21 protein-coding genes are annotated in these 23810 nt (G+C 52.9%); 9 read left to right on the plus strand and 12 right to left on the minus strand.

Features of this window, described 5'->3' with window-relative positions; all coding sequences use genetic code 11:
- Nucleotides 1-164: 164 nt before the first annotated feature.
- The 3 genes from eat (at nt 165) to HX866_RS14845 (ending at nt 2686) form a co-directional block, all read left to right on the plus strand.
- The gene (gene eat / locus HX866_RS14835; RefSeq protein WP_177140040.1) at nt 165-1529 is read left to right on the plus strand and encodes an ethanolamine permease; all 1365 of its coding nucleotides are present in this window, start codon (nt 165-167) and stop codon (nt 1527-1529) included.
- A 121-nt stretch (nt 1530-1650) separates the two neighbouring features.
- Nucleotides 1651-1818, plus strand: a complete 168-nt coding sequence (locus HX866_RS14840; protein ID WP_177092482.1) for a DUF2897 family protein — start codon at nt 1651-1653, stop codon at nt 1816-1818.
- Nucleotides 1819-2125: 307 nt separating this feature from the next.
- The gene (locus HX866_RS14845; protein WP_177092483.1) at nt 2126-2686 is read left to right on the plus strand and encodes a TetR/AcrR family transcriptional regulator; all 561 of its coding nucleotides are present in this window, start codon (nt 2126-2128) and stop codon (nt 2684-2686) included.
- 65 nt (nt 2687-2751) lie between these two features.
- Here HX866_RS14845 and HX866_RS14850 read toward each other — a convergent pair whose 3' ends face one another.
- Nucleotides 2752-3090 (minus strand): ComEA family DNA-binding protein, encoded by a 339-nt coding sequence (locus HX866_RS14850; protein WP_177092484.1) that lies wholly within the window; start codon nt 3088-3090, stop codon nt 2752-2754.
- 272 nt (nt 3091-3362) lie between these two features.
- Between HX866_RS14850 and HX866_RS14855 the strand changes: the two genes are divergently transcribed.
- Complete coding sequence (locus HX866_RS14855; RefSeq protein ID WP_177140041.1) at nt 3363-4823, plus strand: hypothetical protein; 1461 nt, start codon at nt 3363-3365, stop codon at nt 4821-4823.
- Nucleotides 4824-4860: 37 nt separating this feature from the next.
- Here HX866_RS14855 and HX866_RS14860 read toward each other — a convergent pair whose 3' ends face one another.
- The 4 genes from HX866_RS14860 to HX866_RS14875 all read right to left on the minus strand — a co-directional run bounded on the left by HX866_RS14860 (nt 4861) and on the right by HX866_RS14875 (nt 9944).
- Nucleotides 4861-6855: a polysaccharide biosynthesis protein gene (locus HX866_RS14860; RefSeq protein ID WP_177140042.1), complete on the minus strand. Its 1995-nt coding sequence runs from the start codon at nt 6853-6855 to the stop codon at nt 4861-4863.
- Nucleotides 6856-6933: 78 nt separating this feature from the next.
- Nucleotides 6934-7953, minus strand: a complete 1020-nt coding sequence (locus HX866_RS14865; RefSeq protein ID WP_177140043.1) for an MraY family glycosyltransferase — start codon at nt 7951-7953, stop codon at nt 6934-6936.
- Nucleotides 7954-8101: 148 nt separating this feature from the next.
- Nucleotides 8102-8947 carry an NAD-dependent epimerase/dehydratase family protein gene (locus HX866_RS14870; protein ID WP_177140044.1) on the minus strand — a complete coding sequence of 282 codons (846 nt, stop codon included), beginning with the start codon at nt 8945-8947 and terminating at the stop codon, nt 8102-8104.
- A gap of 1 nt (nt 8948) precedes the next feature.
- On the minus strand, nt 8949-9944 hold the full coding sequence (locus tag HX866_RS14875) for a glycosyltransferase family 2 protein (RefSeq protein ID WP_177140045.1): 996 nt from the start codon (nt 9942-9944) through the stop codon (nt 8949-8951).
- Nucleotides 9945-10186: 242 nt separating this feature from the next.
- Here HX866_RS14875 and HX866_RS14880 point away from each other — a divergent pair, with 242 nt between their 5' ends.
- From HX866_RS14880 to cysC, 5 genes are all read left to right on the plus strand, one after another.
- A complete protein-coding gene (locus tag HX866_RS14880; RefSeq protein WP_177092490.1) occupies nt 10187-11005 on the plus strand; it encodes an ABC transporter permease in 819 nt (272 codons plus the stop codon).
- 185 nt (nt 11006-11190) lie between these two features.
- A complete protein-coding gene (locus HX866_RS14885) occupies nt 11191-13650 on the plus strand; it encodes a glycosyltransferase (protein ID WP_177140046.1) in 2460 nt (819 codons plus the stop codon).
- Nucleotides 13651-13680: 30 nt separating this feature from the next.
- Nucleotides 13681-14790 (plus strand): non-hydrolyzing UDP-N-acetylglucosamine 2-epimerase, encoded by a 1110-nt coding sequence (gene wecB, locus HX866_RS14890; protein WP_177140047.1) that lies wholly within the window; start codon nt 13681-13683, stop codon nt 14788-14790.
- Nucleotides 14781-15917: a glycosyl transferase gene (locus HX866_RS14895; RefSeq protein WP_177092493.1), complete on the plus strand. Its 1137-nt coding sequence runs from the start codon at nt 14781-14783 to the stop codon at nt 15915-15917. The genes wecB and HX866_RS14895 overlap by 10 nt, the downstream gene beginning before the upstream one ends.
- 52 nt (nt 15918-15969) lie before the next feature.
- Nucleotides 15970-16569 (plus strand): adenylyl-sulfate kinase, encoded by a 600-nt coding sequence (gene cysC, locus HX866_RS14900; protein ID WP_177092494.1) that lies wholly within the window; start codon nt 15970-15972, stop codon nt 16567-16569.
- 265 nt (nt 16570-16834) lie between these two features.
- Here the strand turns inward: cysC and HX866_RS14905 are convergent, their stop codons facing one another.
- From HX866_RS14905 to HX866_RS14935, 7 genes are all read right to left on the minus strand, one after another.
- On the minus strand, nt 16835-17845 hold the full coding sequence (locus HX866_RS14905) for a glycosyltransferase family A protein (RefSeq protein ID WP_177092495.1): 1011 nt from the start codon (nt 17843-17845) through the stop codon (nt 16835-16837).
- Nucleotides 17838-18716 carry a hypothetical protein gene (locus HX866_RS14910; RefSeq protein WP_177092496.1) on the minus strand — a complete coding sequence of 293 codons (879 nt, stop codon included), beginning with the start codon at nt 18714-18716 and terminating at the stop codon, nt 17838-17840. The genes HX866_RS14905 and HX866_RS14910 overlap by 8 nt, the downstream gene beginning before the upstream one ends.
- Nucleotides 18717-18759: 43 nt before the next feature.
- Nucleotides 18760-20520, minus strand: coding sequence for an ABC transporter ATP-binding protein (locus HX866_RS14915; protein ID WP_218179699.1), 1761 nt, complete (start codon nt 20518-20520; stop codon nt 18760-18762).
- Between the two features lie 4 nt (nt 20521-20524).
- Nucleotides 20525-21649: a DegT/DnrJ/EryC1/StrS family aminotransferase gene (locus HX866_RS14920; protein ID WP_177092497.1), complete on the minus strand. Its 1125-nt coding sequence runs from the start codon at nt 21647-21649 to the stop codon at nt 20525-20527.
- A gap of 55 nt (nt 21650-21704) precedes the next feature.
- A complete protein-coding gene (locus HX866_RS14925; RefSeq protein WP_177092498.1) occupies nt 21705-22115 on the minus strand; it encodes a sugar 3,4-ketoisomerase in 411 nt (136 codons plus the stop codon).
- Nucleotides 22112-22267 (minus strand): hypothetical protein, encoded by a 156-nt coding sequence (locus tag HX866_RS14930; protein ID WP_177092499.1) that lies wholly within the window; start codon nt 22265-22267, stop codon nt 22112-22114. The genes HX866_RS14925 and HX866_RS14930 overlap by 4 nt, the downstream gene beginning before the upstream one ends.
- A 289-nt stretch (nt 22268-22556) precedes the next feature.
- Nucleotides 22557-23810: a glycosyltransferase family 4 protein gene (locus HX866_RS14935; RefSeq protein WP_177092500.1), complete on the minus strand. Its 1254-nt coding sequence runs from the start codon at nt 23808-23810 to the stop codon at nt 22557-22559.

Raw genomic sequence — 23810 nt, forward strand, 5'->3', positions numbered from 1 at the left:
TAAACGCTCGCCTGCGCACCAAACCAAGTCGAAACCCAGGCGAACATCGGCGAAACGTCCTCGATACGACAGCTTTTCGCAGATAACGACGGGACCCCGAGGACTGGCACGTCCACTGCAATTACCCGACACGAGCAGTATCCAAATCGTTCAGGGAGAAACGCATGAACACACAACTCAAGCCCACGCTGGGCACGCTGCATCTTTGGGGAATCGCGGTAGGACTGGTGATTTCCGGGGAATATTTTGGCTGGAGCTATGGCTGGGGCACCGCCGGGACCCTGGGCTTTCTCGTCACCACCCTGCTGGTGGCGACCATGTACACCTGCTTTATCTTCAGCTTCACTGAACTCACTACCGCGATTCCCCACGCCGGCGGGCCCTTTGCCTACAGCCGCCGGGCCTTTGGTGAGCGTGGCGGCCTGATCGCCGGGATCGCCACCCTGATCGAATTCGTTTTCGCCCCGCCCGCCATCGCCATGGCCATCGGTGCCTACCTCAATGTCCAGTACCCGGACCTCGACCCGCGCCTCGCCGCCGTCGGCGCCTATGTGGTGTTCATGGGCCTGAATATCCTTGGTGTCAGTATCGCCGCCACCTTCGAACTGGTGGTGACGGTGCTCGCGGTCGCCGAGTTGCTGGTGTTCATGGGTGTGGTCGCGCCGGGCTTCAGCTTCAGCAATTTCGTGCTCAACGGCTGGTCCGGGGCGAGCACCTTCAGCATCGACTCGATCCCCGGCATCTTCGCGGCGATTCCCTTTGCAATCTGGTTCTTCCTTGCCATCGAAGGCGCAGCCATGGCCGCCGAAGAAGCCAAGGACCCCAAGCGCACCATTCCCAAAGCCTACGTCGGCGGCATCCTGACCCTGGTATTCCTGGCCCTCGGCGTGATGGTGATGGCCGGCGGCGTCGGCGACTGGCGCCAGCTGTCGAACATCAACGACCCATTGCCCCAGGCAATGAAAGCGGTGGTGGGTAGCAACTCCAGCTGGATGCACATGCTGGTGTGGATCGGCCTGTTCGGCCTGGTGGCGAGCTTCCACGGGATCATCCTCGGCTACTCGCGGCAGTTCTTCGCCCTGGCCCGGGCCGGTTACCTGCCGACCTACCTGGCCAAGCTGTCACGTTTCCAGACTCCGCATCGGGCCATCATTGCCGGCGGCCTGATCGGTATCGCGGCGATCTACAGCGATGGCCTGGTCAACCTGCAGGGCATGAGCCTGACGGCAGCGATGATCACCATGTCGGTATTCGGCGCCATCGTGATGTACATCATCAGCATGCTGAGCCTGTTCAAACTGCGTAAAACCGAGCCGAACCTGGAGCGCAGCTTCCGCGCGCCGGGCTACCCGATTGTCCCAGGGATCGCGCTAGTGCTGGCTGTGGTTTGCCTGATCGCGATGGCCTGGTTCAACACCGTGATCGGCATGATCTTCCTGGGCTTCATGGCCGCTGGCTTCCTCTACTTCCTGCTGACCGGGCAACTGCGCGCCGCCGCGCCGGCCGACACGATGCTGACCGGGCTTTAAGGGCTATTCGGGCCGATCGGGCTTACAATGGAACCACTGAGAAATCTTTTGACTCAAAGTGGTAAGGGCCTACTTTGCGGATGAAATACTCATCCGCAAACGGCCCCTCAAGGAGAACCTTATGCCCTGGTATGCCTGGTTGATCATCGTCGTCGCCATCGGCTCCATCGTCGGTGGACTGATGATGTTGCGCGACACCGCGAGCAAAGTGGAACTGACCGACGAGCAACGTCGGCGCATCCAGGAACGCAATGCCGAGATGGACGCCCAGGACGCCAAGGATCGCTGAGCGTCCATACCCGCCGGTTATTTCTCCCAGGCAGCCTTGGCGATAGGCAAACCATGCCGACCAAGGCGCTGCCCACCTGCAACACCGAACCTTTGCTGACCTCATAGGCCGCTGGATAATCTTTATACATGCTCAAGATCCTCGATCAGTAGTGGGAAGGACGGCTTAAACAGTCGAGCAGCATCAGTTCCGAATGGAGCGCCTCGCAAATACGTTTTTTTTCATTGACTCGGCACGTCCTTGAAAAAACATGACAAATCGCCTACACGTCACGGTTATCATGGCTTAACGATTTGGAGAGCCCGCCATGCGGTATTCACAAGACCACAAAGCCCAAACACACGAACGCATCATCAAGGAGGCCGCCGCACGCTTCCGACGCGACGGTATTGGCGCGACGGGCCTGCAACCCCTGATGAAGGCGCTAGGGTTGACCCATGGTGGCTTCTACGCGCACTTCAAATCCAAGGATGAATTGGTGGAAAGGGCGTTGCAGGAAGCCGCGGCCGAGCTGGATGTGCACTGCGACACATTGTTCAGCCAGGACAAGCCATTGCAGGCCTTTATCGACAGCTATCTGTCCGAGTGGCACCTGACCAGCCCGGATCAGGGTTGCCCGCTACCGACCATGTGCCTGGAGTTGGGACAGCGCGGGGAGCCGAGCCCGACGACGGATACGGTGATCGAGTCGCGACTCAAACAGGTTGAGGACGCACTGGGGTCAGGACCGGACGCCCAGGATCAGAGCATTATCATGCTGGCGACACTGGTGGGAGCGCTGGTGTTGTCCAGGAGTGCCGAAGATGAGTCGTTGGCGCAGAAGATATTGGCGGTGACAAAAGCGCATTTGAAGGATCAGGTGGAGTAGGACCCTGTCCTGGCGTTGAGCAGAGGCCGATCACTGGAAAGGCCTCTTCCCCCGTTCAACACATATCAGTTGATATCAAGCTTGTCGCGGTTTTTGTCGAGCAACGATTTACCGATGCCTTTTACTTCAAGCAACTCATCCACCGAAGAGAAAGGACCGTTCGCCTCACGATAGGCGACAATGGCCTGGGCCTTGGCTTCACCGATGCCGGAGAGCTCGATCTGGATGGTTTGGACATCGGCGGTGTTGAGGTTGAGTTTGCCGGGCTTGGCCGTTGCCGCCGCCGGGCTTGATGCGGGTGCCGACGAGTCGGTCTTGGCGGGCACGGTCGGTGCGGCATTGACGACGCCAGTGGCCCCCAACAGCAGGGCGAAAGCGAGGGCAGAGAGAAAGCGGGTACGCATAGGTGACACTCCATGACATCGATGGGTAGAAGCAGCTTTTCCGAAGCTACCCCCCAAACTTAGGTGATGGGATGGCGCTGTCAAAAGTGTGTTCGTTACAGGATATGAAACAATAAATGCAACGGAGCGCCTACAAACCACTAAATTAGTCTGGTCCCGCTCAAAAAACGCAAAGGCACTGACCCTCAAGCACCGTCCAAACAGAACAAAGCCCCCCAGGAAGCCAAAGGCGGCACATGGACAACGCATACCCAAAGGAAGATTGAGAAGAAATGAGCAAGTCCATCAGCCTGATGCCCAAGCCACTTTTTTCAAGGCATCTGAATATTCTTTCGTTTGTATTGGTTTCAGTCGTCTTCTACTGGATGGCTTATTACTCCGTTTCAGGTCTTCTGCCGAACTCCATTCCCATCCACCACGACGATTACAGCAACTATTCGCTTCTGGCCAATGGCGTTGCCTGGTCGTGGATCCGTCCGCTGTCGACATGGCTGATCTACCTATTGTCATCCCTTGGGCCAGATTGGCTGATCTGGACCGTACGGATCCTCACCGCCACTTACGTGTTCCTGTGCTGGAAGATCCTGATCGAGGTTGTGCAGCCCCGCCAATACTGGATCACCCTGGCGCTGTTCGCGATGGCCTCGCTCTCAAGTCCGATCGTAGCCGAGTACGCCCGTTATACCGGCATGGTGACCCACATGATGTCGGGCTGCCTGGGGCTTGCAGCGGTCTATTGCCTGTTCAAGGATGATCGCGAAGAGAACGACAACTGGCTGTATGTTTCCGTGGCACTACTGCTGCTATCCACACTGGCCAAGGAAGACTTCATCCTTTTCTACGCGTTCTCTTTCGCCTACATCCTGCTCAAATCGAAAAAAGCACTCAAGAAACGCCCCTTGGTTGGCTTGGTCGGCCTGGTTATTTCCCTGCTGATCGTGGCGGGCTCGAAGTTCTTTGCGGCGTCTCCCTTCCTGGGAATCAGCGACGCACAATCCCCGTACCTCGTTGATATTTCACCGAGTGGAGTGGCGGCCACCGTCTGGCGTTATCTGAGGTGGGACGAGCACCCGGTGATGGCGGTGCACGGCCGGATCATTTCCATGGCCCTGATTTTTTCAAGCGTCGTGGCAATGATTGTGCTGCTGCGTGATAGAACAATACCTAAAACCCTCTATATCGTAGGTGCGATACTGACGCTGATTGCGCCCTATTCAGTGCTACCGAATCACGTAAACCCGTACTACGAGCTGATTTGGCTGCCGTTCATTATCACTTCTGTTTATGTTGCGCTGACAGAACTGCTAAACATGAACACCGTGACACGCCTGCGCACTTACCTGGTCTGTGCCGCGCTTGCCGCCTTCGCCATTCCGTTGTACCTCACCGATACGCCGAGACGCTTCAATGTCGCCCGCTGGTATGACACCCAGGAGTCGAACAACATCAAGGTGTTCAAGCGCCTCGAAGACAACAAAGCCGCTATCAACACAGCTTCATCGGTCTGCGTGTATGGAGCCGATAGCTTTTCACCCTGGTACATGCACCGCGGCCAGTATCTGGAAACCGTGATGGACCTGCACACTGCCTGGAAGATCGTCATCGACAAAAGCTCTCCGCTCTACCCGGGCTTTCAGATAGGCGCAGCATCCTCCAAAGGCCGGATTGTTGTAATAGATCCATCCGACGCTAATACAAACTGCCTGAAATTGTCGATCACAGGGGCCGAGTAGTGCCGACACTGGCGGATTATTGCCAAACATATAACGATCAGGTGTCCATACGACGCTGCTGGTAAACCCAGTCGACGATCTCACCATCGGGCGCATAACCGCTGACGGTGTCACGCAGGACTTGCCGTACACGCACATAATCATCGCTCTCAACGGCAAACATCAACTCATGCAGCCGAGACTTGAGCGCCTCCCACGAAAGCATATCTTCGTGGGCACTCATGATCATCGGGTGCTGGGTCGCTGCGACGTTGTCACCGATCAGCAACTCTTCATAAAGTTTTTCACCGGGCCGCAACCCGGTGAACTCGATCGCGATATCACCATGAGGATTCTTCTCCGTGCGCACACTCAATCCGGAGAGGTGGATCATCTTCTCAGCCAGTTCGACGATTCTGACCGGCTCCCCCATATCCAGGACAAAAACGTCGCCGCCCTGCCCCATTGAACCGGCCTGAATAACCAACTGGGCCGCTTCTGGGATGGTCATGAAGTAACGCGTGATCTTCGGGTGGGTAACGGTCAGCGGCCCACCTGTTTTTATTTGCTTGTGGAACAGGGGAATAACAGAGCCCGAAGACCCCAGCACGTTGCCGAAACGAACCATGGTGAAGCGGGTCTTGTTCACACTCGAAACATTGGCCTTATCGCCAAACAGTGCAGGGGCAAGTTCACGACTGAGGGCCTGAAGCGTCATTTCAGCCAGACGTTTGGTGCTACCCATGACATTGGTTGGACGCACGGCCTTGTCGGTGGAAATCAGCACAAAGTTTGCGACACCCGCCTTCAAGGCGGCTTGTGCGGTATTCAAGGTCCCTATCACATTGTTGAGTACGCCCTCGGCAATATTGTGCTCAACCATCGGGACGTGCTTGTAGGCCGCCGCATGGTAGACCGTTTCGACATGCCAGGTTTTCATGACCGACAGGAGCTTGTCCTGGTTACGTACGGAACCCAGGATTGGCAACAAGCGCACCGACAGCGACTCTCGCTCAAGACGCTGCTCAAGCTCGCAGAGGATGCTGTAGAGATTGAACTCACTGTGCTCGTAAAGCAGAAGAGTCGTAGGGCGAAGCGCCAGAATCTGTCGGCACAGCTCGGAACCGATCGAGCCTCCAGCTCCCGTCACCAGGACCGAACGTCCCGTGATACAGCGCTCAAGCAGCTCCTCTTGAGCGGGGACAGTATCGCGCCCGAGCAAATCGGCGATGTCGACTTCCTGAATATCGTCGACCTTGACCCGCCCACTGGCAAGGTCCATGAAGCCCGGCACACTTCGCACATGAAGTGGATAGCCTTCCAACAGGGCGAGTATTTCACGGCGCCGCCCACGTGAAGACGACGGGATCGCCAGCAGTATCTCCTGAGCCCCCGTGACATCGATCATCTGCTGGATATGCTTGGGCTTGTACACCTGCAAACCGGCGATATTGCGATCGGCAATACCGCTGTCGTCATCGATAAAAGCAACCGGCCGCATGGCACGCCCCATGCGCAACGCCGCAACCAGTTGATTCCCCGCCGAGCCGGCTCCGTAAATAGCGACCTTGGGCAGCCCATCATCACGATTGGTGAACGGCATATGCTGCGCGGTACCAAACCAGTCACCGAGGAAGTATTGACGCATCGCCAGCCGTAGCCCCCCCACCATGACAAGACTTAGCCACCAATAGTTGAAGATGATCGAACGAGGAACAACCGCCTGATGGTTGCTATAGACATAGACGACCACTCCCAGGATCAGCGCCGAAAGACTCACCGCCTTGACAATGGTGATCAGCGCGTCGTTACCGAAATACCGCATCACCGCCCGATAAAGGCCAAATCGAATGAAAAGAGGTATCGCGACAACCGGAGCAGCAATAAACAGCCAGCGGTGCTGGGTAAATGGATTGATCAGGTCACCCACCCCCAAACGTACGACAAACGCCATCCACAGAGCCGCCCAGACCATGATGATATCGGTGAGCACCTGTAAAACACGCTTCTTACGACGCGGAAGACCTACCAAATAGGCTCGTATCTTATCCATAACCCCTCTAAAGCTTACCTGCAAAACGCCAACATCCTGGATCGACAATCAAACGTCCCTGCTCCAGCCCACGACAGATTAAACAACCTTCTCCAACTCGCCTGCATGAAATCTGACCGCGATAAACACCAAAGGAACGTAAGCCAGCAGCATGCCAGTGAGACCATCCAATACAGACAAGCCGACACACAGGCCGATAGGCAACAACCAGAGCACATTGATTGCCAGCACAGCCAGGGTCACGGGCAAATGACGCCCCACTTGGCGCGAGGCAAATTGATAGGCGTGGCTGCGGTGAGCCTCATACACCTTGTCCCCACGGAGCAACCGCCGCCCCAGGGTAAAGGTGGCGTCCACGACAAACACGCCCAGAAAAATCAGCCACACCCACAGCAAATTCGGCGCATGCCAAGCGGCCTGGAGAGAAAGCCCGCCCAGCATGATGCCTAGAAAACCACTACCCGCATCGCCCATGAAAATACGCGCAGGCGGAAAATTCCAGTACAGAAAGCCAGCAACGGCCATTGCCAGGCACAGCGGAGCCCAGACCAAGCTTTCGTACCCTCCCAACTTATAGACAAGGCAAGCACCGAGGCAGACAAAAATGGCCTCGACGCTGGCAATCCCGTCTATTCCGTCCATGAAATTATAGAGGTTGAGCATCCACACCAGGTAAAAGGCCGCGAGGATGTGGCCCAGCCAACCCAAATTGACCGTTTCCCCGAACAGACTGAGGGTTGGCGCACCGCCCAGACAAAGCAGTATCCAAATAGAAGCAGAAAAGTGCGCCAATAAACGCCAGCGGGCGGCTATATGCCCATGGTCATCAAGAAAGCCGACGACAGCAACAACCGCGCCGGCCGCAAAAAGTGCCAAAAATACCATCCCGGAAATCATGCCTGCCCAGGCTAGAACCGGCAGAGCGATCAAGAAACCGAGCACGATTGCCACACCACCACCCCGTGGTGTTGCAACGGAATGCGAACTACGCCCATTCGGGACATCCATCAAACTGCGAGCCAACGCATATCGACGTAACGCACCGGTCAACACTATCGAGGAGACCAGTACGAACGCACACAGCAGCAAAATCATCATCTAGTTCAAATTTCCTGAAACATTGGCCACAAACAAGCCAAGGCAAAGAGCGAAGCCCACGAACCCAATCCACTATTCTACGCAACATCGCAATAGCGCGTCAGGCTCTGCCTGCCATCAACAGGCGCTGGTTGTCAGATGCCAAGCCTCAAGGTAAATCGGCCTCACCCAGCTCAAAGGGGCGGGGCAGGAAATCGAATTGGCGTTGAGCCGCGCAATGATCAAACACCAGGTCCTCCGCCATTCGCGAGGCCATGGCAGCAGACAGATGTCGATAACGAGGCAGACAACGCGCCACTGAAATGATCAGGTTCAGGAAAACCACCGGAATGCTGACAACACGTACAGGCAACCGCTGCGCTTCAAATATACGTATCACCATGGCCCGATAGGAAAGCACTTCTCCCCCGGACAGGTTGTAGCCTCCCGCTACGACAGCAGGTGCCGTCAATGCCCGCAGGCAAATCTGGACAACGTCGTCGGCATGTATGGGTTGTCGCAATCCCGTACCACCGCCCGCTAACGGGAAAAAGCCAAATCTACGGATGAAACGAGCGACCTCAAAGACATTCTTATCCCGCCCCAAGCCATAGATCATCGTTGGACGCAATACGACCCACTCGACCCCACGCTCCTCGGCCCAACGCGCCAGCAGAGTCTCGCTCGCTGCCAGCCGCTCAGCCAGCACTCGCTCCGCCAGGTCCGGCGACTCGCACTTGGTATATCGACTGGTTGAGGAGAGGGCGACGATACGCTTGACCTTGCTTTGCGCCAAGCACTCCAGGTATTCGGGAAAGGCCCAGATCGGCGCCAGGGAAACCACGGCATCAAATTCCAGGGATGACCAGTCATCAATGTGCCGCCACGCCGCCGGGAAGGAGGAAAGTCGAGACCGATCACGCGTAAAGGCGGTCACCTGAAAACCGGACTCCCGCAACAGGGGGATCAGCCGCTCCCCGAGAAAGCTCGCGCCCCCCAAGATCGCGATATGCATGTCACCCACCTCTTTTCTGTTTAAAAAAGGCGACCACGTCCATCATCGAACGGCGAACAACCACCAGGCTGAAGCGCAGCCAGACCCCAATCATTACGCAGCCCCACAAAACCCCGGGATATTGGTGACGAAAGAACTTTTGATAAAACCGCAACATGCCGCGGTGCTTGTGCCACGCCACGAAATAGGGGCGACTACGACTACACGCACCAAACTGATGACTGACCCTGGCGCCCGGCACATACAAGACATCCCAACCCGCCTGACGAAAACGCATGCACCAATCCAGATCCTCGCAATGGAGAAAATACCCCTCATCCCACAGCCCGACATCCTCGATGGCTTCACGCCGGACAAGCATGCAGGCACCGGAAATGGCTTCCACCAGCATAGGTTCACGTGGCAACGGTTGTTCATGCAGCAAGAAGTCTGAAAATGAAGCCGGCAGGAACTTCGAAAGCCGAGAGAGCCCGAATGCTCGCAAAAAAGCCCTCTTGGGTGTCGGAAAAACTCGCCGACCGCCCGGCTGCTCGGTGCCGTCAGGATTACAGAGGAACCCCCCTACCATCCCTGTACGCGGATAAGTCACCAAAGCCTGAATCATCCGACTCAACGCATCGGCAGCCAGCACGCAATCCGGGTTGAGAAATAAGACATAAGGGGCCGATGTATGGTGCGCGCCAATATTGCACGCCGCAGAAAATCCAAGGTTGGACGCGTTGCGCACGATGCACAATTCTCCTCCTTGAAGCAGCATCAAGCTCTCCAGACTGTCGTCCCTTGAAGCATTGTCCACGACAATGACACGAGACGCACCGGCCGCCCATGAGGACAATACACTTTCAGACAGAAATCCGCCTGCATTGTAGTTAACAATAACAATATCGCAAGCACCATCTGAATGCGCAGGCGATGTACCTGAAGAGCACTGCGCAAACGAAACCTGTTCACTGCAGATCGATATAGAGTTCAAACCAGCTTCCAATCCGCGAATCATTTGGTAACAACCCTGATACCTAACGCTACAATCTTCAAAGCGACGATCAATGCGAACGCTTCCCTACCACCACAGTGCAATATATAGTACTCGCGCGTCGAGAGAATAGCCCATCATCGATCCGCACAACGTCACAAGAATGACGCCGCAAGAATGACGCCGATTAAAAAAAAACACTCAATATCTACTAATAAACACGTCACGCATGAGTAGATGCCTGATTATTTCGAGACGCTAGCCTGATGCAGCCGTTCAACTCATCTCCCTCCTCAATGCTGAGCAGCATCCTGAACAACAAGAGCCTGATCCGCGCCCTCATCCTCCGGGAGATCACAGGCCGCTATAAAGGTTCAATATTTGGCCTTTTCTGGTCTTTCATCACGCCTCTCTTCATGTTATTGGTCTATACGTTTTTTTTTAGTGTTGTCTTCAAAGCCCGCTGGTCAGGAGGCAGTGACTCGAAGAGCGAATTTGCACTGGTATTGTTTGCCGGACTATTACTCTTCAACCTGTTCTCCGAATGCGTCAACCGTGCACCCGGCCTGATTTTGAGCAACCCCAATTACGTGAAGAAAATTGTCTTCCCCCTGGAGATCCTCCCGGTCGTATCGCTCGGCGCCGCGTTATTTCATAGCGCTATCAGCCTTATGGTATGGCTGCTTTTTTATATCGTGCTGTTTGGCATTCCACCGGTGACGGCCCTTTCACTGCCATTGATCGTTCTACCGCTGACCTTACTGATACTTGGGATCAGTTGGTTTCTCGCAGCCCTGAGCGTATACCTGCGTGATATTAGCCAGCTGATCGGTATTCTGACCACCGCCCTGCTTTTCATGTCACCCATTTTTTATCCTGTATCAGCACTTCCCGATAGCTATCATATTTTCCTTAAATCCAACCCCCTGACCTTCCCGGTAGAAATGGCCCGCGACGTTCTATTCTGGGGATCCTGGCCACACTGGAAAGGTCTGGCAATCTATTATATCGTCACGTCCCTGGTGGCTTGGCTAGGCTTCATCTGGTTTCAAAAAACACGCAAGGGATTTGCCGATGTCATCTGAAATGGCGATTAGTGTTGAGGGGATGTCAAAGCACTATCACCGCTATGAAAGGCCCCTTCAGCGTTTGCTTCAAATGTTTACCGGTCGGGGCAGACAGTAGAAAGCACAGATAAAAAAAAGCGTTGCACTGCCTACCTAATAACATCCCCTCAGGCCGGCCGTTTTGCCCACAGGAAGATAAAAGCATGGAACAGATTGATCGCCTTCTCGAGCGCATGGACAAACTGACCTGCGCGGTGGAGCGCAAGTCAGGCGAAAGCGCGCAATTGCTCAGGGACATCGAGAGCAGAGACCAGGCCATTGACCAGCTATGCGCCGAGAAAAAACGGCTCAAGGATGGCCTGTCGACACGAACGTCCGAATTAGGGCGCCTGGTGGGGCAAATGCGGCACAACCGCCAACAGATGCACGCGATGTCGCAAAAGCTCAAGGAAACCGAGGCCCGGCTTCAGGAGCAAAAAGCTGCGGCCGGGACACTGTCAGAGCAAGTCGCTCAGTTGCATCAGCAACTGACATCAAAACAAACCGAACTACTGAATCTTTCGGACTGGGCAACAACCATGGATCGCGCCCCCTTGCGCCATCTGGTACGCAAGATACTGTTTCATTCGGCTCGTTATGTGTACGCCCACTTGCCACTTGCTCCCAGCCAGAAGAGCAGGTTGGCTCATAGGGCACGTCGCTGGTTGAAAGGCGCTGGCGTGGCAGCGACTCAAAACCAGCCACTTTCAACCCTGATGACGATATCCACGGACAGCATCGAAGCGGCGCTTTCCGAAAAGCAGAATGCCACCTTTATCTTTGCGGTCATTGACTGGCACTTCCGCATCCAGCGCCCACAGAACCTGGCCAAAGAGCTGGCACGAACCGGCCAGGTGACGTTCTACATTTCCAACCACTTCATTGATAACGATAGCCCCGGCTTCAACGTTGAACCCCTTGAAGGCGCGAGTGGATTGTTCCAGATCAGATTGAATGTATCGGGGGCACCAGCCATCTATCACGCCCCCCCCACCAGCGCCGCGATAAAACAGTTGCGCCTGAGTCTGTCAGAGCTGATGCAATGGGCAAACACCGGGACAGTGCACTGTATTGTCCAGCATGCCTATTGGTTCCCACTCGCCAGGTGCGTTCCCAACTCCACCCTGATCTATGACTGTATGGACCATCACGAGGGGTTTGGCAACGTCGCCCAGGAGCTACTGGACCTGGAAAAAGCACTGATGCGTCGAGCAGACCTGCTGGTTGCCACCTCAAGTTGGATCGAACAGCACGGCAAACGTGAAAACCCGAATGTCTGCGTGATACGCAACGCCGCAGAATACAGCGCCTTCTGCCAAGTACCCGAACAAATCTATCGGGATACCCAAAACAGGAAAATCATCGGTTACTACGGCGCGATCGCGGAGTGGTTCGACCTTCAACTCGTCAAGCAACTTGCCCAGGCCTTTCCCCAACACCTGGTCTTGCTCATAGGCAACGATACGGTCAATGCAAAAAAATACTTCAAGGGCTGCCCGAACATTGTCATGCACGGAGAGGTTCCGTACACGTCCCTGCCGTATTATCTCCATGCAATGGATGTGTGCCTGCTGCCGTTCAAAGTGATACCGCTGACACTGGCGACCAACCCGGTGAAAGTGTATGAGTACCTGAGTGCCGGTAAGCCCGTGGTCTCGGTCAAGCTACCTGAACTGGATCAGTTCGGCAGCCTGGCCAATACCGCTGAAAACCCGACGGAGTTTATCGCCGCCGTTCAGGGCATTCTGGAACAACTCCCCGAACCCGAGTCGGCAAGCCTGGCTCGCCAGCAGTTCGCGAAAACCCAGACATGGAAACATCGGGCCATCGCCTTGCGCCAAGCGATCGACAGCCTGCCAGTGCCAAAAGTCAGCGTCGTAGTCCTGACCTATAACAACCTGGAGTTGACCAAGGCCTGCCTCGATAGCCTGTTAAATGAAAGCGACTATGCAAATCTCGAGATTGTCGTCGTTGACAACCACTCCACCGACGATACACCAGCCTTTCTGGCCGAGTGGGCCGAAGCAGGCCCAGACCGCATCATCATTCTCAACCAGGACAACAAAGGCTTCGCCGCCGGCAACAACCAGGGGTTGGCGGCCGCCAGCGGCGACTACCTGGTCGTATTGAACAATGACACGATTGTCACGGCTGGCTGGATCAAAGGCCTGATGCGCCATCTGATCGATAATGATGATATTGGCATTATCGGCCCCGTCACCAACAACATTGGCAATGAGGCGCGCATCACCACGCGCTATAGCCATCTGGCGGCCATGCACGCTGAAGCCTCGAGCATTACCCGCAAACAAATGGGACAGTGGTTCGAAATCAATACGCTGGCATTTTTCTGCGTGATGATACCGCGCTCATGCTACGAGCAAATCGGCGGTCTGTGTGAAGACTATGGATTAGGCTTTTTCGAGGACGATGACTACTGCCGCCGTGTTCAACATCACGGTCTGCGCGCGGCCTGTGCCGAAGACGTCTTTGTGCATCATCACCTGTCAGCGTCCTTCAACAAGCTTGGCGCAGAAAAAAAACAAGCGCTTTTCGAAAAAAACAGAGCCATTTATGAGCGCAAGTGGGGAGCCTGGACCCCCCACCGATACCGCGACGCCTGAAAACAGACAGAGAACAGGATCTATAACGGAATGACCCAGAAGGTGCTCTGCATTATCGGCACACGCCCCGAAGCCATCAAAATGGCTCCCGTGATCAAGGCGTTGCAAGCAGACGGCAGTATCGACTGCCGAGTCCTGGCCACCGCCCAGCATCGCCATATGCTGGACCAGGTCCTTGATTTTTTTGATATCACCCCAGATATCGATCTGGACATCATGCGCCCCAACCAGTCCCTGGCGACCTTGACCGCACGCCTGCTGGAAGGGCTCGACGAAGTACTGCTTGCCGAAAAACCGGATGTCGTACTGGCTCAAGGCGATACCACAACGGTCATGGGTGCCGCACTGGCTTGCTTCTACCAACGTATTCCATTTGGGCATATTGAAGCCGGATTGCGTACTGCCGATATTTATAACCCATTCCCCGAGGAGGCGAATCGAGTCATCGTCGGCAGGCTGGCACGCTGGCATTTTGCTCCAACCCGAGGTGCCATGGAAAACCTGTTGCAGGAAGGTATTGCCACCACAACGATCACCATGACCGGAAATACCGTCATCGACGCACTATTGATGGCAGCAGCCAAACCGCTTGCCCTTGATATGGAGTTGGATGAGAGCAAACGCCTGGTATTGGTGACCTCCCACCGACGCGAGAACTTCGGCGCCCCTTTCCGTTCCATATGTCAGGCACTCAAGACAATCGCCGAAAGAAACGCCGACGTGCAGATACTCTACCCTGTGCACCCCAACCCCAACGTCAAGGATGTTGCCCACAAAATACTGGGCCAGACGCCTAATATTATTCTCTGCGAGCCCCTGGGCTACCCACAGTTCGTCGCCGCCATGAAACGCTCCTACTTGATCATCAGTGACTCCGGCGGCGTTCAGGAAGAGGCTCCGGCCCTCAGCAAGCCGGTTCTGGTACTGAGGGAAGAAACCGAGCGCCCTGAAGCAGTCGAACTCGGCGTCGTAAAGCTGGTCGGTGCGGATCAGCAAAACATCATCGAACAGGCTCAGCGATTGCTTGACGATTCCGCGGCCTATAAAGACATGGCGCGAGGCGTTTCCCCTTATGGCGATGGCCTGGCAGCCGGGCGCATCGTCGAGGTCCTGGTACGGCATTTTCAAACATGCGCATGATCTATCTTTCCCCTGTCCCCTGGGCCAGCTTCAGCCAGCGCTCGCATCACTTCGTGGCCTGGTATCACGAGCAAACACAGGCAGAGATACTGTGGATAGACCCGTACCCCACAAGACTGCCAAGACAATCCGACTTCAAGCGCAAACCTGCTGCTCAAAACGTAAAAGAGCAGCCTTCCCCCCAATGGCTGCAGGTGATCAAGCCCAAGGTCTTACCCATCGAGCCCATTCCTGGCTCGAGCTTGCTTCAAACACTGCTCTGGCGCGAGGTCATCAACAAAGCCCTGGCTTTCGCTGCGGAACATCCCTGTATGATCTGCGTTGGAAAACCGTCAGAACTTGCGCTGCAGCTCCTTGAACGCCTGCCCGAAAGCTACGCGATCTACGATGCCATGGACGACTTCCCTGCCTTCTACAAAGGACTTTCTCGTCGCTCCATGGCCGCTCGCGAGCGCTTGCTTGTTGAGCGAGTATCGAAAATCCTGGTTTCCTCCACCGCCATCGGTAAAACACTGGGCGTCATGGCCAACAACGTGGAGTTGGCACTCAATGCTTGCGACATACAGAAACTGGCCCCCCTCGAATCACTGGTGCTGGATACCAAGCAACAGTTGCTTGGCTATGTGGGAACGATGGGAAGCTGGTTCGACTGGGACCTGACCATCGCACTGGCACAGGCCAACCCCAACAACCGGATTCAACTGATTGGCCCCATCTTTACCCCTCCGCCTCGCCCGCTACCGGGGAATATCGAATTATTAACTGAGCGCCCCCACGCCGAGGCCATTGCCGCCATGGCGACGTTTTCGGTCGGATTGATCCCCTTCAAGCTCAGTCGCCTGACAGCATCCGTCGATCCGATCAAATACTACGAATACCGCTCGCTAGGCCTACCGGTGATCTCCACTCGCTTCGGCGAAATGGCATTGCGTAATGAAGAGACGGCGGTATGGCTGATCGATGAAAACAGCGATCTTCGCCTGACAAGCCAGCAGGCACTTGACTATCGCTGCAATTTTTCAAGGATCCAGGCGTTTCGCCAGGACAATCTGTGGGCTACACGCTTTTCGGCAACTCGCTTGCTCTCGGACGCTCGCGCAGGTGCCCCGCCGCCCCCAGGTCGCTGACCGCGCCACCGGGCCTATATCAACCTCACAACGCATTCAGGACCACCGCCTTATGACCGACGCACAACCTCCACTCGTGATCTGGCATGCCAGCCAAGTAACACCGGAAGACCGCCAGCGGTTACTGAGGCAAAAACCGATCACTGTCTGGTTGACTGGTTTGAGTGCTTCAGGAAAATCGACCCTGGCCTTTGCGCTGGAACGACGCTTGCTGGATAAGGGGCAACTGTCTTTCGTCCTCGATGGCGACAATGTGCGCCATGGGCTCAATAGCAATCTGGGCTTCAGTGCCGAGGATCGTGCGGAAAATATCCGTCGCGTGGCAGAAGTGGCAAAACTGATGAACGATGCCGGGCTCATCGTCATCGCGGCCTTTATTTCCCCCTTCGCCCAGGATCGTGCACTGGCCAGGACAATCATTGGAGCCGAGCACTTCCGTGAGGTTCATGTCAGCACCTCATTGAGGGTCTGCGAATCCCGTGATCCGAAAGGCATGTACAACAAAGCCAGATCGGGCGGTCTAGCGAATTTCACCGGGGTTTCTTCGCCCTATGAAGCCCCCGAACAGCCGCACTTGAGGATCGATACGCAAAATGTGAGTCTGGAGGCTGGCGTGGATCAATTGCTCGCCGTGATCAACGGCCCGCATTAATCAGCGCTACCGCAACCAGAGAACAAGGGCGTTTATGTGAACACTGCCGCTCGCAGCCACTTTAGAAATCCAGAAGTGCTCGACCACTACATTTTCGTCATTTTCGGCTGCTGGCAAAAAAAACACATGCGCCACCTCTTTGATAAATTGATGATCTCTTCGCCCCATGGAGACAGGTTGTACCGTATCGATCCTGGCGCCGTTAAAGTCGGCTAGTGGCAGCCCTGTCAGCAGTCAATGATCAGGATCGGTTATAGCGGGCTAATTATTTAGCCCGCGCCTCAGTATTCTCAACCAGAAAAAACCTCGCCCTATCGTTTATCAACTTGAAATGAGCCTTATGCTTCTGCAAATCCACTTGAAGGCTCAATACAGCACGTAGAACAGGGAGCGCATTCGCAAGCAGCCTGAAAATATACGTAGCATAATTTGCATTCAAAAAGATCTTAAGAAATTTATTATCAAGCTTATAACAATAAATTCTATTTTTCAAAAGCAACCGCCCCATCCACCCCCGCTCCAGCGAAAGCATATGCTCAAAAACCTTCAACTTATCCAAATCAAAATCCGACCCCCTAACCAGGTAAGTCGAACCCGAGGTACGACGATAATAAACGTATACATCACGCGATTGATAAAAGCTAACATCCCGATAAATTTCGGCTACTTTCACCATCATCGGAAAATCTTCAGTAACGCTATAACTTCTAATATAATTCGAAAGCTCATTATTCAACAAAAACTTCTTATTACAAAATAAATTAGGCGTATTGATGCTACTGATATTTTTCAGACGAGCCATAAAGGGCTTATCTTTATAAATAATGTCTGTCGCCAGAATATGAAAAATCGTTGATCTTGAGCCGAGAACTTCTTCATCAATCAATAGCAGCGGCAAGCCAGAAAAAAAATCATTCGACTTCAGTCGCTCAACTTCTTCAAAGATATTTAAACACGAGTACACATCATCACCCGCGGTTATCTTAAATCGCTCGCCCTCAACCAGAGGCCAGATACGAATATAGTTAAAACACGTACCATTATTCGTACCGTCAGCCAAAACCTGGGTGTGACTAAACAAGCCACCGTAAACTGACAACCAACGGTTGACCAGAGCAACCGTCTGATCCCGGGAACCGTCATCAGCAACAATCAAATGAAAATCGTAATCATCACCATAACTTTCAATCAAGAACCTTATACTTTCAAGGTGCTCGACAATATACAGCTCATGATTAAACGTCAAAACAGCAAACGTAAATTTATTTTTAATCACGCGCGATACCTTTTATTATTTTCTTCAACAAAACCCTATACAAAAAAATAAAAGCTTTAAATCCCACCATTTTGAAACCCAATATAAAAAAATCAATCTTCCATCTTAAGCTGTATTTTCCATCTGACAATGACTCACTGGCAATACCTCTCTGGGAAAGATCAATACCCAGACGGTACTTATCCAGAATCGGCGCAATCACACTCAAGACCCATTTTCCTCGGCGGATGGCACCTCCCAGCATATAATTATAGACAAACGTGTTTTCCCTATCTGCCTGAGCACAATAAAATAACTCATTCCCAGTATAGGTCCGCGCACTACCAAAAAATTCCCATGCCCACGGTGAGTCCAACTCTCCCGTAAAATCGATAAGTCGCTGGGTTCTCCAAATAGCAGGAGCGGAATTCAATCTATAATCATTCCGGCTTCCGACCACCTCAAAGCCATCAAGCGATCCATCGTCCTTGTTGACACCCGGTATATGACTAAAATAACAAACGGCAACAGCAGAATGTTCTTTCATATGACGAATACAATCAGCTATCTTAAGCTGATTGACAGGCGCCTCCAGAAGAAAGTCGTCAAACAATGTAATGACAAACTTTGTCTCAACCAATGACAAGGCTTTGCGCAGACGCCAACCCCAAGGCTTTACAGCGTCTGCCGCGTCTAAATTCAAGGTCCGTAGCTGAAGTCCATCGAAATCAAAAGTCTTACACTCTGTGTTTAAAATTATGCGACACGGGCAATTAGGCCACATTTCTTTAAACGCATAAAAAAAAGGAAGCCAAACATCTTCGTAACTATCACACGAATTAATAATGATAGTGCAGTCTGCCCCACTCACCAAATCAACACTATCAATCATACCCTCTCCACCATTATCCAATCGACTCTCAAAGGTACAAAAACTAATCAGCAATACCGCACACCGCCTCGTAAGACCCGCACTTTACTATCACGCCGCCTTCAACTTCGATGACAGTGTCACACGACCTCAAGGTGTTCAGTCGGTGCGCAATGACAATAAGCGTTATATCACCACCTAATGCCTCGACAGCACGCATGACTTCCAGTTCAGTTTTACTATCCAGTGCACTGGTCGCTTCATCCAAGATAATAACCTTGGCCTCTTTATAAAACGCCCGAGCGATTGCTATACGCTGGCGCTGCCCACCTGACAGAAAAACACCTCGCTCTCCAACCGGCGTTTCATAGCCGCCAGACCAAGACTCGATCACGTCAGACATCTGAGCCCTTGCTGCCGCACGTCGAACGCGACCGAAGTCTATGTCCTCGTAAGGCACCCCAAAAGCAATATTTTCAGCGACAGAGGCATCAGATAAGAATATCTGTTGTGGTACGTGGGCAATATTCCCCTGCCAGTTTCGACTGTTGGCTGTGTTTATCTCAACTCCATCGACAGAGAAACCGCCCTCTGTCGGCGTTAACAGCCCCATCAAAATATCAATTAACGTACTTTTACCACTGCCCGTCGCGCCCATCAGACCAATTCGACTGCCTTTGGGAATACGCAAGCTGACATTTTCCAATACCCAAGGGGCATTGCTGCCATAACGATACGACACGGAATCCAACGACAGGTCCTCGTTGAAATCCAGGGGGGCTCGTGACACCTCCATTTCAGTTTGGTCATTCCCCTCTGGAAGAAGGTCAAGCACATCTCGCAAGGAGTCCTGTGCACCGCTGATACAGGCCCACGCGGCGTAGGACTGCTGTAGTACCGGCAGCAGACGTTGCGCCGCGAGTGCCAACGCTCCCAACATAGGGATCGAAGCGAGTAACCCTCCAGGCAATTGCGCAAGGCAGTACGCAAAAACAGCCACCATCAACATACCAAATGATTCTATAGCGAATCGTGGTGAGTTCGCGATGATCTGGATATTGGCTTTGGCTCGACGCAGTTTGTAATCGGCACTATCAAAATCTTTCCGATAGGTTTTTTGAGAAGAGTCAATAATGACATCACGAATCCCCTCAAGGCTTTCGCTCAATAGTTTGAGCAACCGATCAGAACTTGCACTCACCTCGTAGCTGTCTTTTTTCAGTTGCTTCCTTGTCACCAGAACAACCGACAGATAAATTCCGGCAAAACTTGAAAACGCAAGAAATGCCCCCACCGGCTCAATAAAAAGAACAATAATCAGTATCGCCAACATCATAAAAATCGAACTGACAATGGTCAAAACCGGAAACAGAAACTCACGAACGACCGTATCAACTTTATTGAATATAGCTGTTATAACTTCACTGCTATTCCTGGATATATGCTTACTGTAGGGCTGATAGATAATTGTCTTATATATATCGCCCGACAAATCTCCGCCGACCGATGAGCTCAACCTATTCTGCGACCACATCAGTACAAAACGGCTGACACCAGAAAAAATTGCCGCCAACGCAAAAACAACTGTCAGTGGCAACAGCAATCCGTTGGCAGAAACTATATCGAACCTTTCAAAAATTCCACCCACCAATGGCTGATTCAGAATTTTTTCTGGATTAATCAAAACCGCCAAAAATGGGATGATCGCCCCAATGCTCAATATTTCTGCAAATGATGCGACTACCATCAGCCCCATTAATACAAAAAATTGCAGCTTTCTTTTGAGTGTAAAACACCCCCAAAGACGACCTAACAACTGAATCATCGACTCACTCTTCACAGGAGAAATCATTCACAGCTGTAATGACCATTTCGACTTCAGACACGGTCATATCAGGGCTCATCGGCAAGCTCAAGACTTCGCGATGGATAGTCTCGGTCAGCGGATAGTGTTGGCCGTTCCATTCTTTGTAGGCCTGTTGCTGATGAGGTGGAACAGGATAGTGAATAATTGTCTGAATACCTTGCTCGGCCAAGTACTGCTGCAGGGCATCACGTTGCTGGCAACGAATAACGAATAGGTGCCACACATGGCTGTCCAACGACAGCGCGGAAACGCCAGCTGCCAAAGGCAGGGTGATCGCCGGGTTGTTGATGCCGTCCATATACAGCTGGGCAACTTTCCGACGCTGTTCTGTCTGCCGATCCAGATACTTGAGTTTAACGCTCAACATGGCGGCCTGGATCTCATCGAGACGACTGTTTACCCCCTGATAAAGGTTTTTATATTTTTCGTGAGAGCCATAGTTACGCAATGCACGCAGCGTTTTCGCCAGTTCGTCATCATTCGTGGTGATCGCTCCTGCATCGCCAAGGGCACCCAGATTTTTTCCCGGGTAGAAGCTGAAGCCCGAGGCATTTCCCCAACTACCGGCTCTACGCCCCTCGTGGCTCGCGCCATGAGCCTGCGCCGAATCTTCCAAGACCAGAAGATTGTGGCGTTCCGCCAGAGCCATCAATGCTGTCATGTTGGATAATTGACCATACAAATGGACTGGCATGATGACACGGGTATTAGCGGTAATGGCAGCCTCCGTGTTAACAGGGCATAGATTATAACTCGTTGCCTCGGGCTCGACCAAGACCGGCACCAAACGATTTTCAGTGATGGCAAGAATACTTGCGATGTAGGTATTGGCCGGCACAATAACTTCATCGCCGTCCTTGAGTTTCCCCAACTCCTTCCAGGCACGCAGAGTCAGGTTCAGCGCATCGAGACCATTGGCAACACCTATGCAATGCTGGCTGCCGCTATAGGCGGAAAATTGCGCTTCGAAAGTTGAAAGTTCTTGCCCACCAATGTACCAACCCGAATCAATAACGCGAGTGCACGATTCAATCAATTCATCGCGCATCGCCGCATTTATTTTTTTCAAATCGAGAAAACTAATCATTTGTCCAGATACCTGATATTTTTTTCAAAGCTACCGACGGCCAGATCCATAAGTATTATGTCTGTTTCACAGTGGCGACAAAATCAGCATAAGCCCTGATGTAGTCCGACTCGTCATAGTGCTCACTCGCCAGCACCAGAAGTATGCAGTCGTCGCTAAAGTCATGCATCTCACGCCAGACCATGCTTTCGATCAACAATCCTTGGGTGGGGCTATCCATCCAGACCTCTTCTCGGACCACACCATCATCAAGCACCATTCGAAACTTTCCAGAAACGCAAATGGCGACTTGTTTCAGATTACGATGCGCGTGGAACCCACGGCTAACACCTTCGGCCGTTCGATAGATATAATAAACACGCTTAATTTCAAAAGGTATCGCCTTTTCCATACCGATTTCAAGAGCGACCAATGCCCCTCTCTCATCACCCAGACTTGGGAAATCAATCCATTTGATCAAGCTCACGTCACACGCCCCACTGTTTCAATTTTTCGTTGGTTGCCTGTAAAACCTGCCAAACCGGTAGCTGTCTGATAAATCGGTTTTCTCGAGCCCGCAGCACTCACTATGGTAACAAAACCAAGGGCAATAAAAATAACCGACTGCTTATAGGCCACTTCAGAAAACACCTTGCCACACGACCGAGAGCCTGGTCCACGGCAACGGACGGTACCCACCCCAGCAGCATCAACCTGAAGCGAGCCGCATGGACATAACATTACAGCTGGCTAAACCGCAGCTCCAGTCAGTATCTGCGTCAATTACGGATATCTGCTCGACGGATACTCCTACCCTCCGGTGCAACCGTGCGTAAGGCTACCGTCAGGTCATGGGCTAACTCCGGAGATAGACAATCATACAATGCACGCCCGACAAAGCCGGATACACCGGTTAAAAAGGCCTTGCTCACGGCGTGTCGTTCCTTCTCAGACTGCTCTTTCGGAATAGCATCTCAAGGCGATCAAATAGGGTCACCTTTGAAAAGTTTTCAACATAGAATTTCCGGCCGGCCTCACCCATTTTAATGCGTTGCCCAGCCGTAAGCTGTGCCATCGAACGCACAATATTGGCGAGGCCGAGAGCGTCACCGGAGGGACAAGCCATGCCCGCACCGGACTCAAGAACAACGTTTGCGGCTTCACCATCAATCATTGCAATCACCGGCCTTCCGGAGGCCAGGTACGCTTGTACTTTCCCCGGGATGGTTTTTTCAAAAACTTCATTGGTTTTCAAAGACACCAATAAAGCATCCGCTGTCGCAAATAATGCCGGCATTTTCTCCAGAGGATGTCGTCCCAGCAGCAGCACGTTGGTGAGACCCCGTTCAGCCACTTGCCCACCGAGCCATTCACTGGCACGCCCGTCACCGACAATAACCCAGCGAACAGGTAGTTCATCCCTGATCGACTGCATTGCCTCGAGAATAGAGGGGAAGTCTTGAGCTTCTCCGATGTTCCCCGCAAAAACGATGGTGAATATCGAATCATCTCGTTTAAGAAGATCCGAAACTGCATCGTTTCTCGTGGAAAACTCATCTTCTGCCCAGCTGGGAAAATAAATAAGTCGCTCCGGAGAAATGTCTTTGGTGCAGTATTTTCTGACATTTTCGCCAAATGATTTTGACTGTAAAAGCAGATAATCCGCACGATTGTAGATCCAGGACACCAATCGCCCAACCAAACCCAACAATCGCTTGCTTTTTACCACGCCTACAGCACTTAGTGTTTCCGGCCAGAGATCAAGCACCCAAATAAACACGGGTATTTTCTTCAAATGGCCGATCACCAATGCAGGAATGGCAGATACGATAGGAGACACGGCATACACGAAGATAGCGTCAAACTTCTGGCCCCGCAGCTTGTATGCCCCCAGCACTGAAGCACTGGTAAAAAAAGACAGGTAGTTAAGCACCAACGTTATGCTATGACGCCCACGCATGAGCATGGGCACCCGAACAACCTGGGCGCCACAATAACTGGAAAATTGTTCGGGATCTTTTTTATAATCTAGGTAGACCCGCCCCTCCGGATAGTTAGGAACCCCGGTTAACACAGTCACATCATGGCCTTTGGCGACAAAGCCTTCGACCATACTGTTGATGCGCATGTTTTCCGGCCAGAAATATTGAGTCACTACCAGAACTTTCAGTGTTTTGTCCAT

Origin of the sequence: Pseudomonas gingeri (assembly GCF_013386165.1) — a bacterium.
GTDB lineage: Bacteria > Pseudomonadota > Gammaproteobacteria > Pseudomonadales > Pseudomonadaceae > Aquipseudomonas > Aquipseudomonas gingeri_C.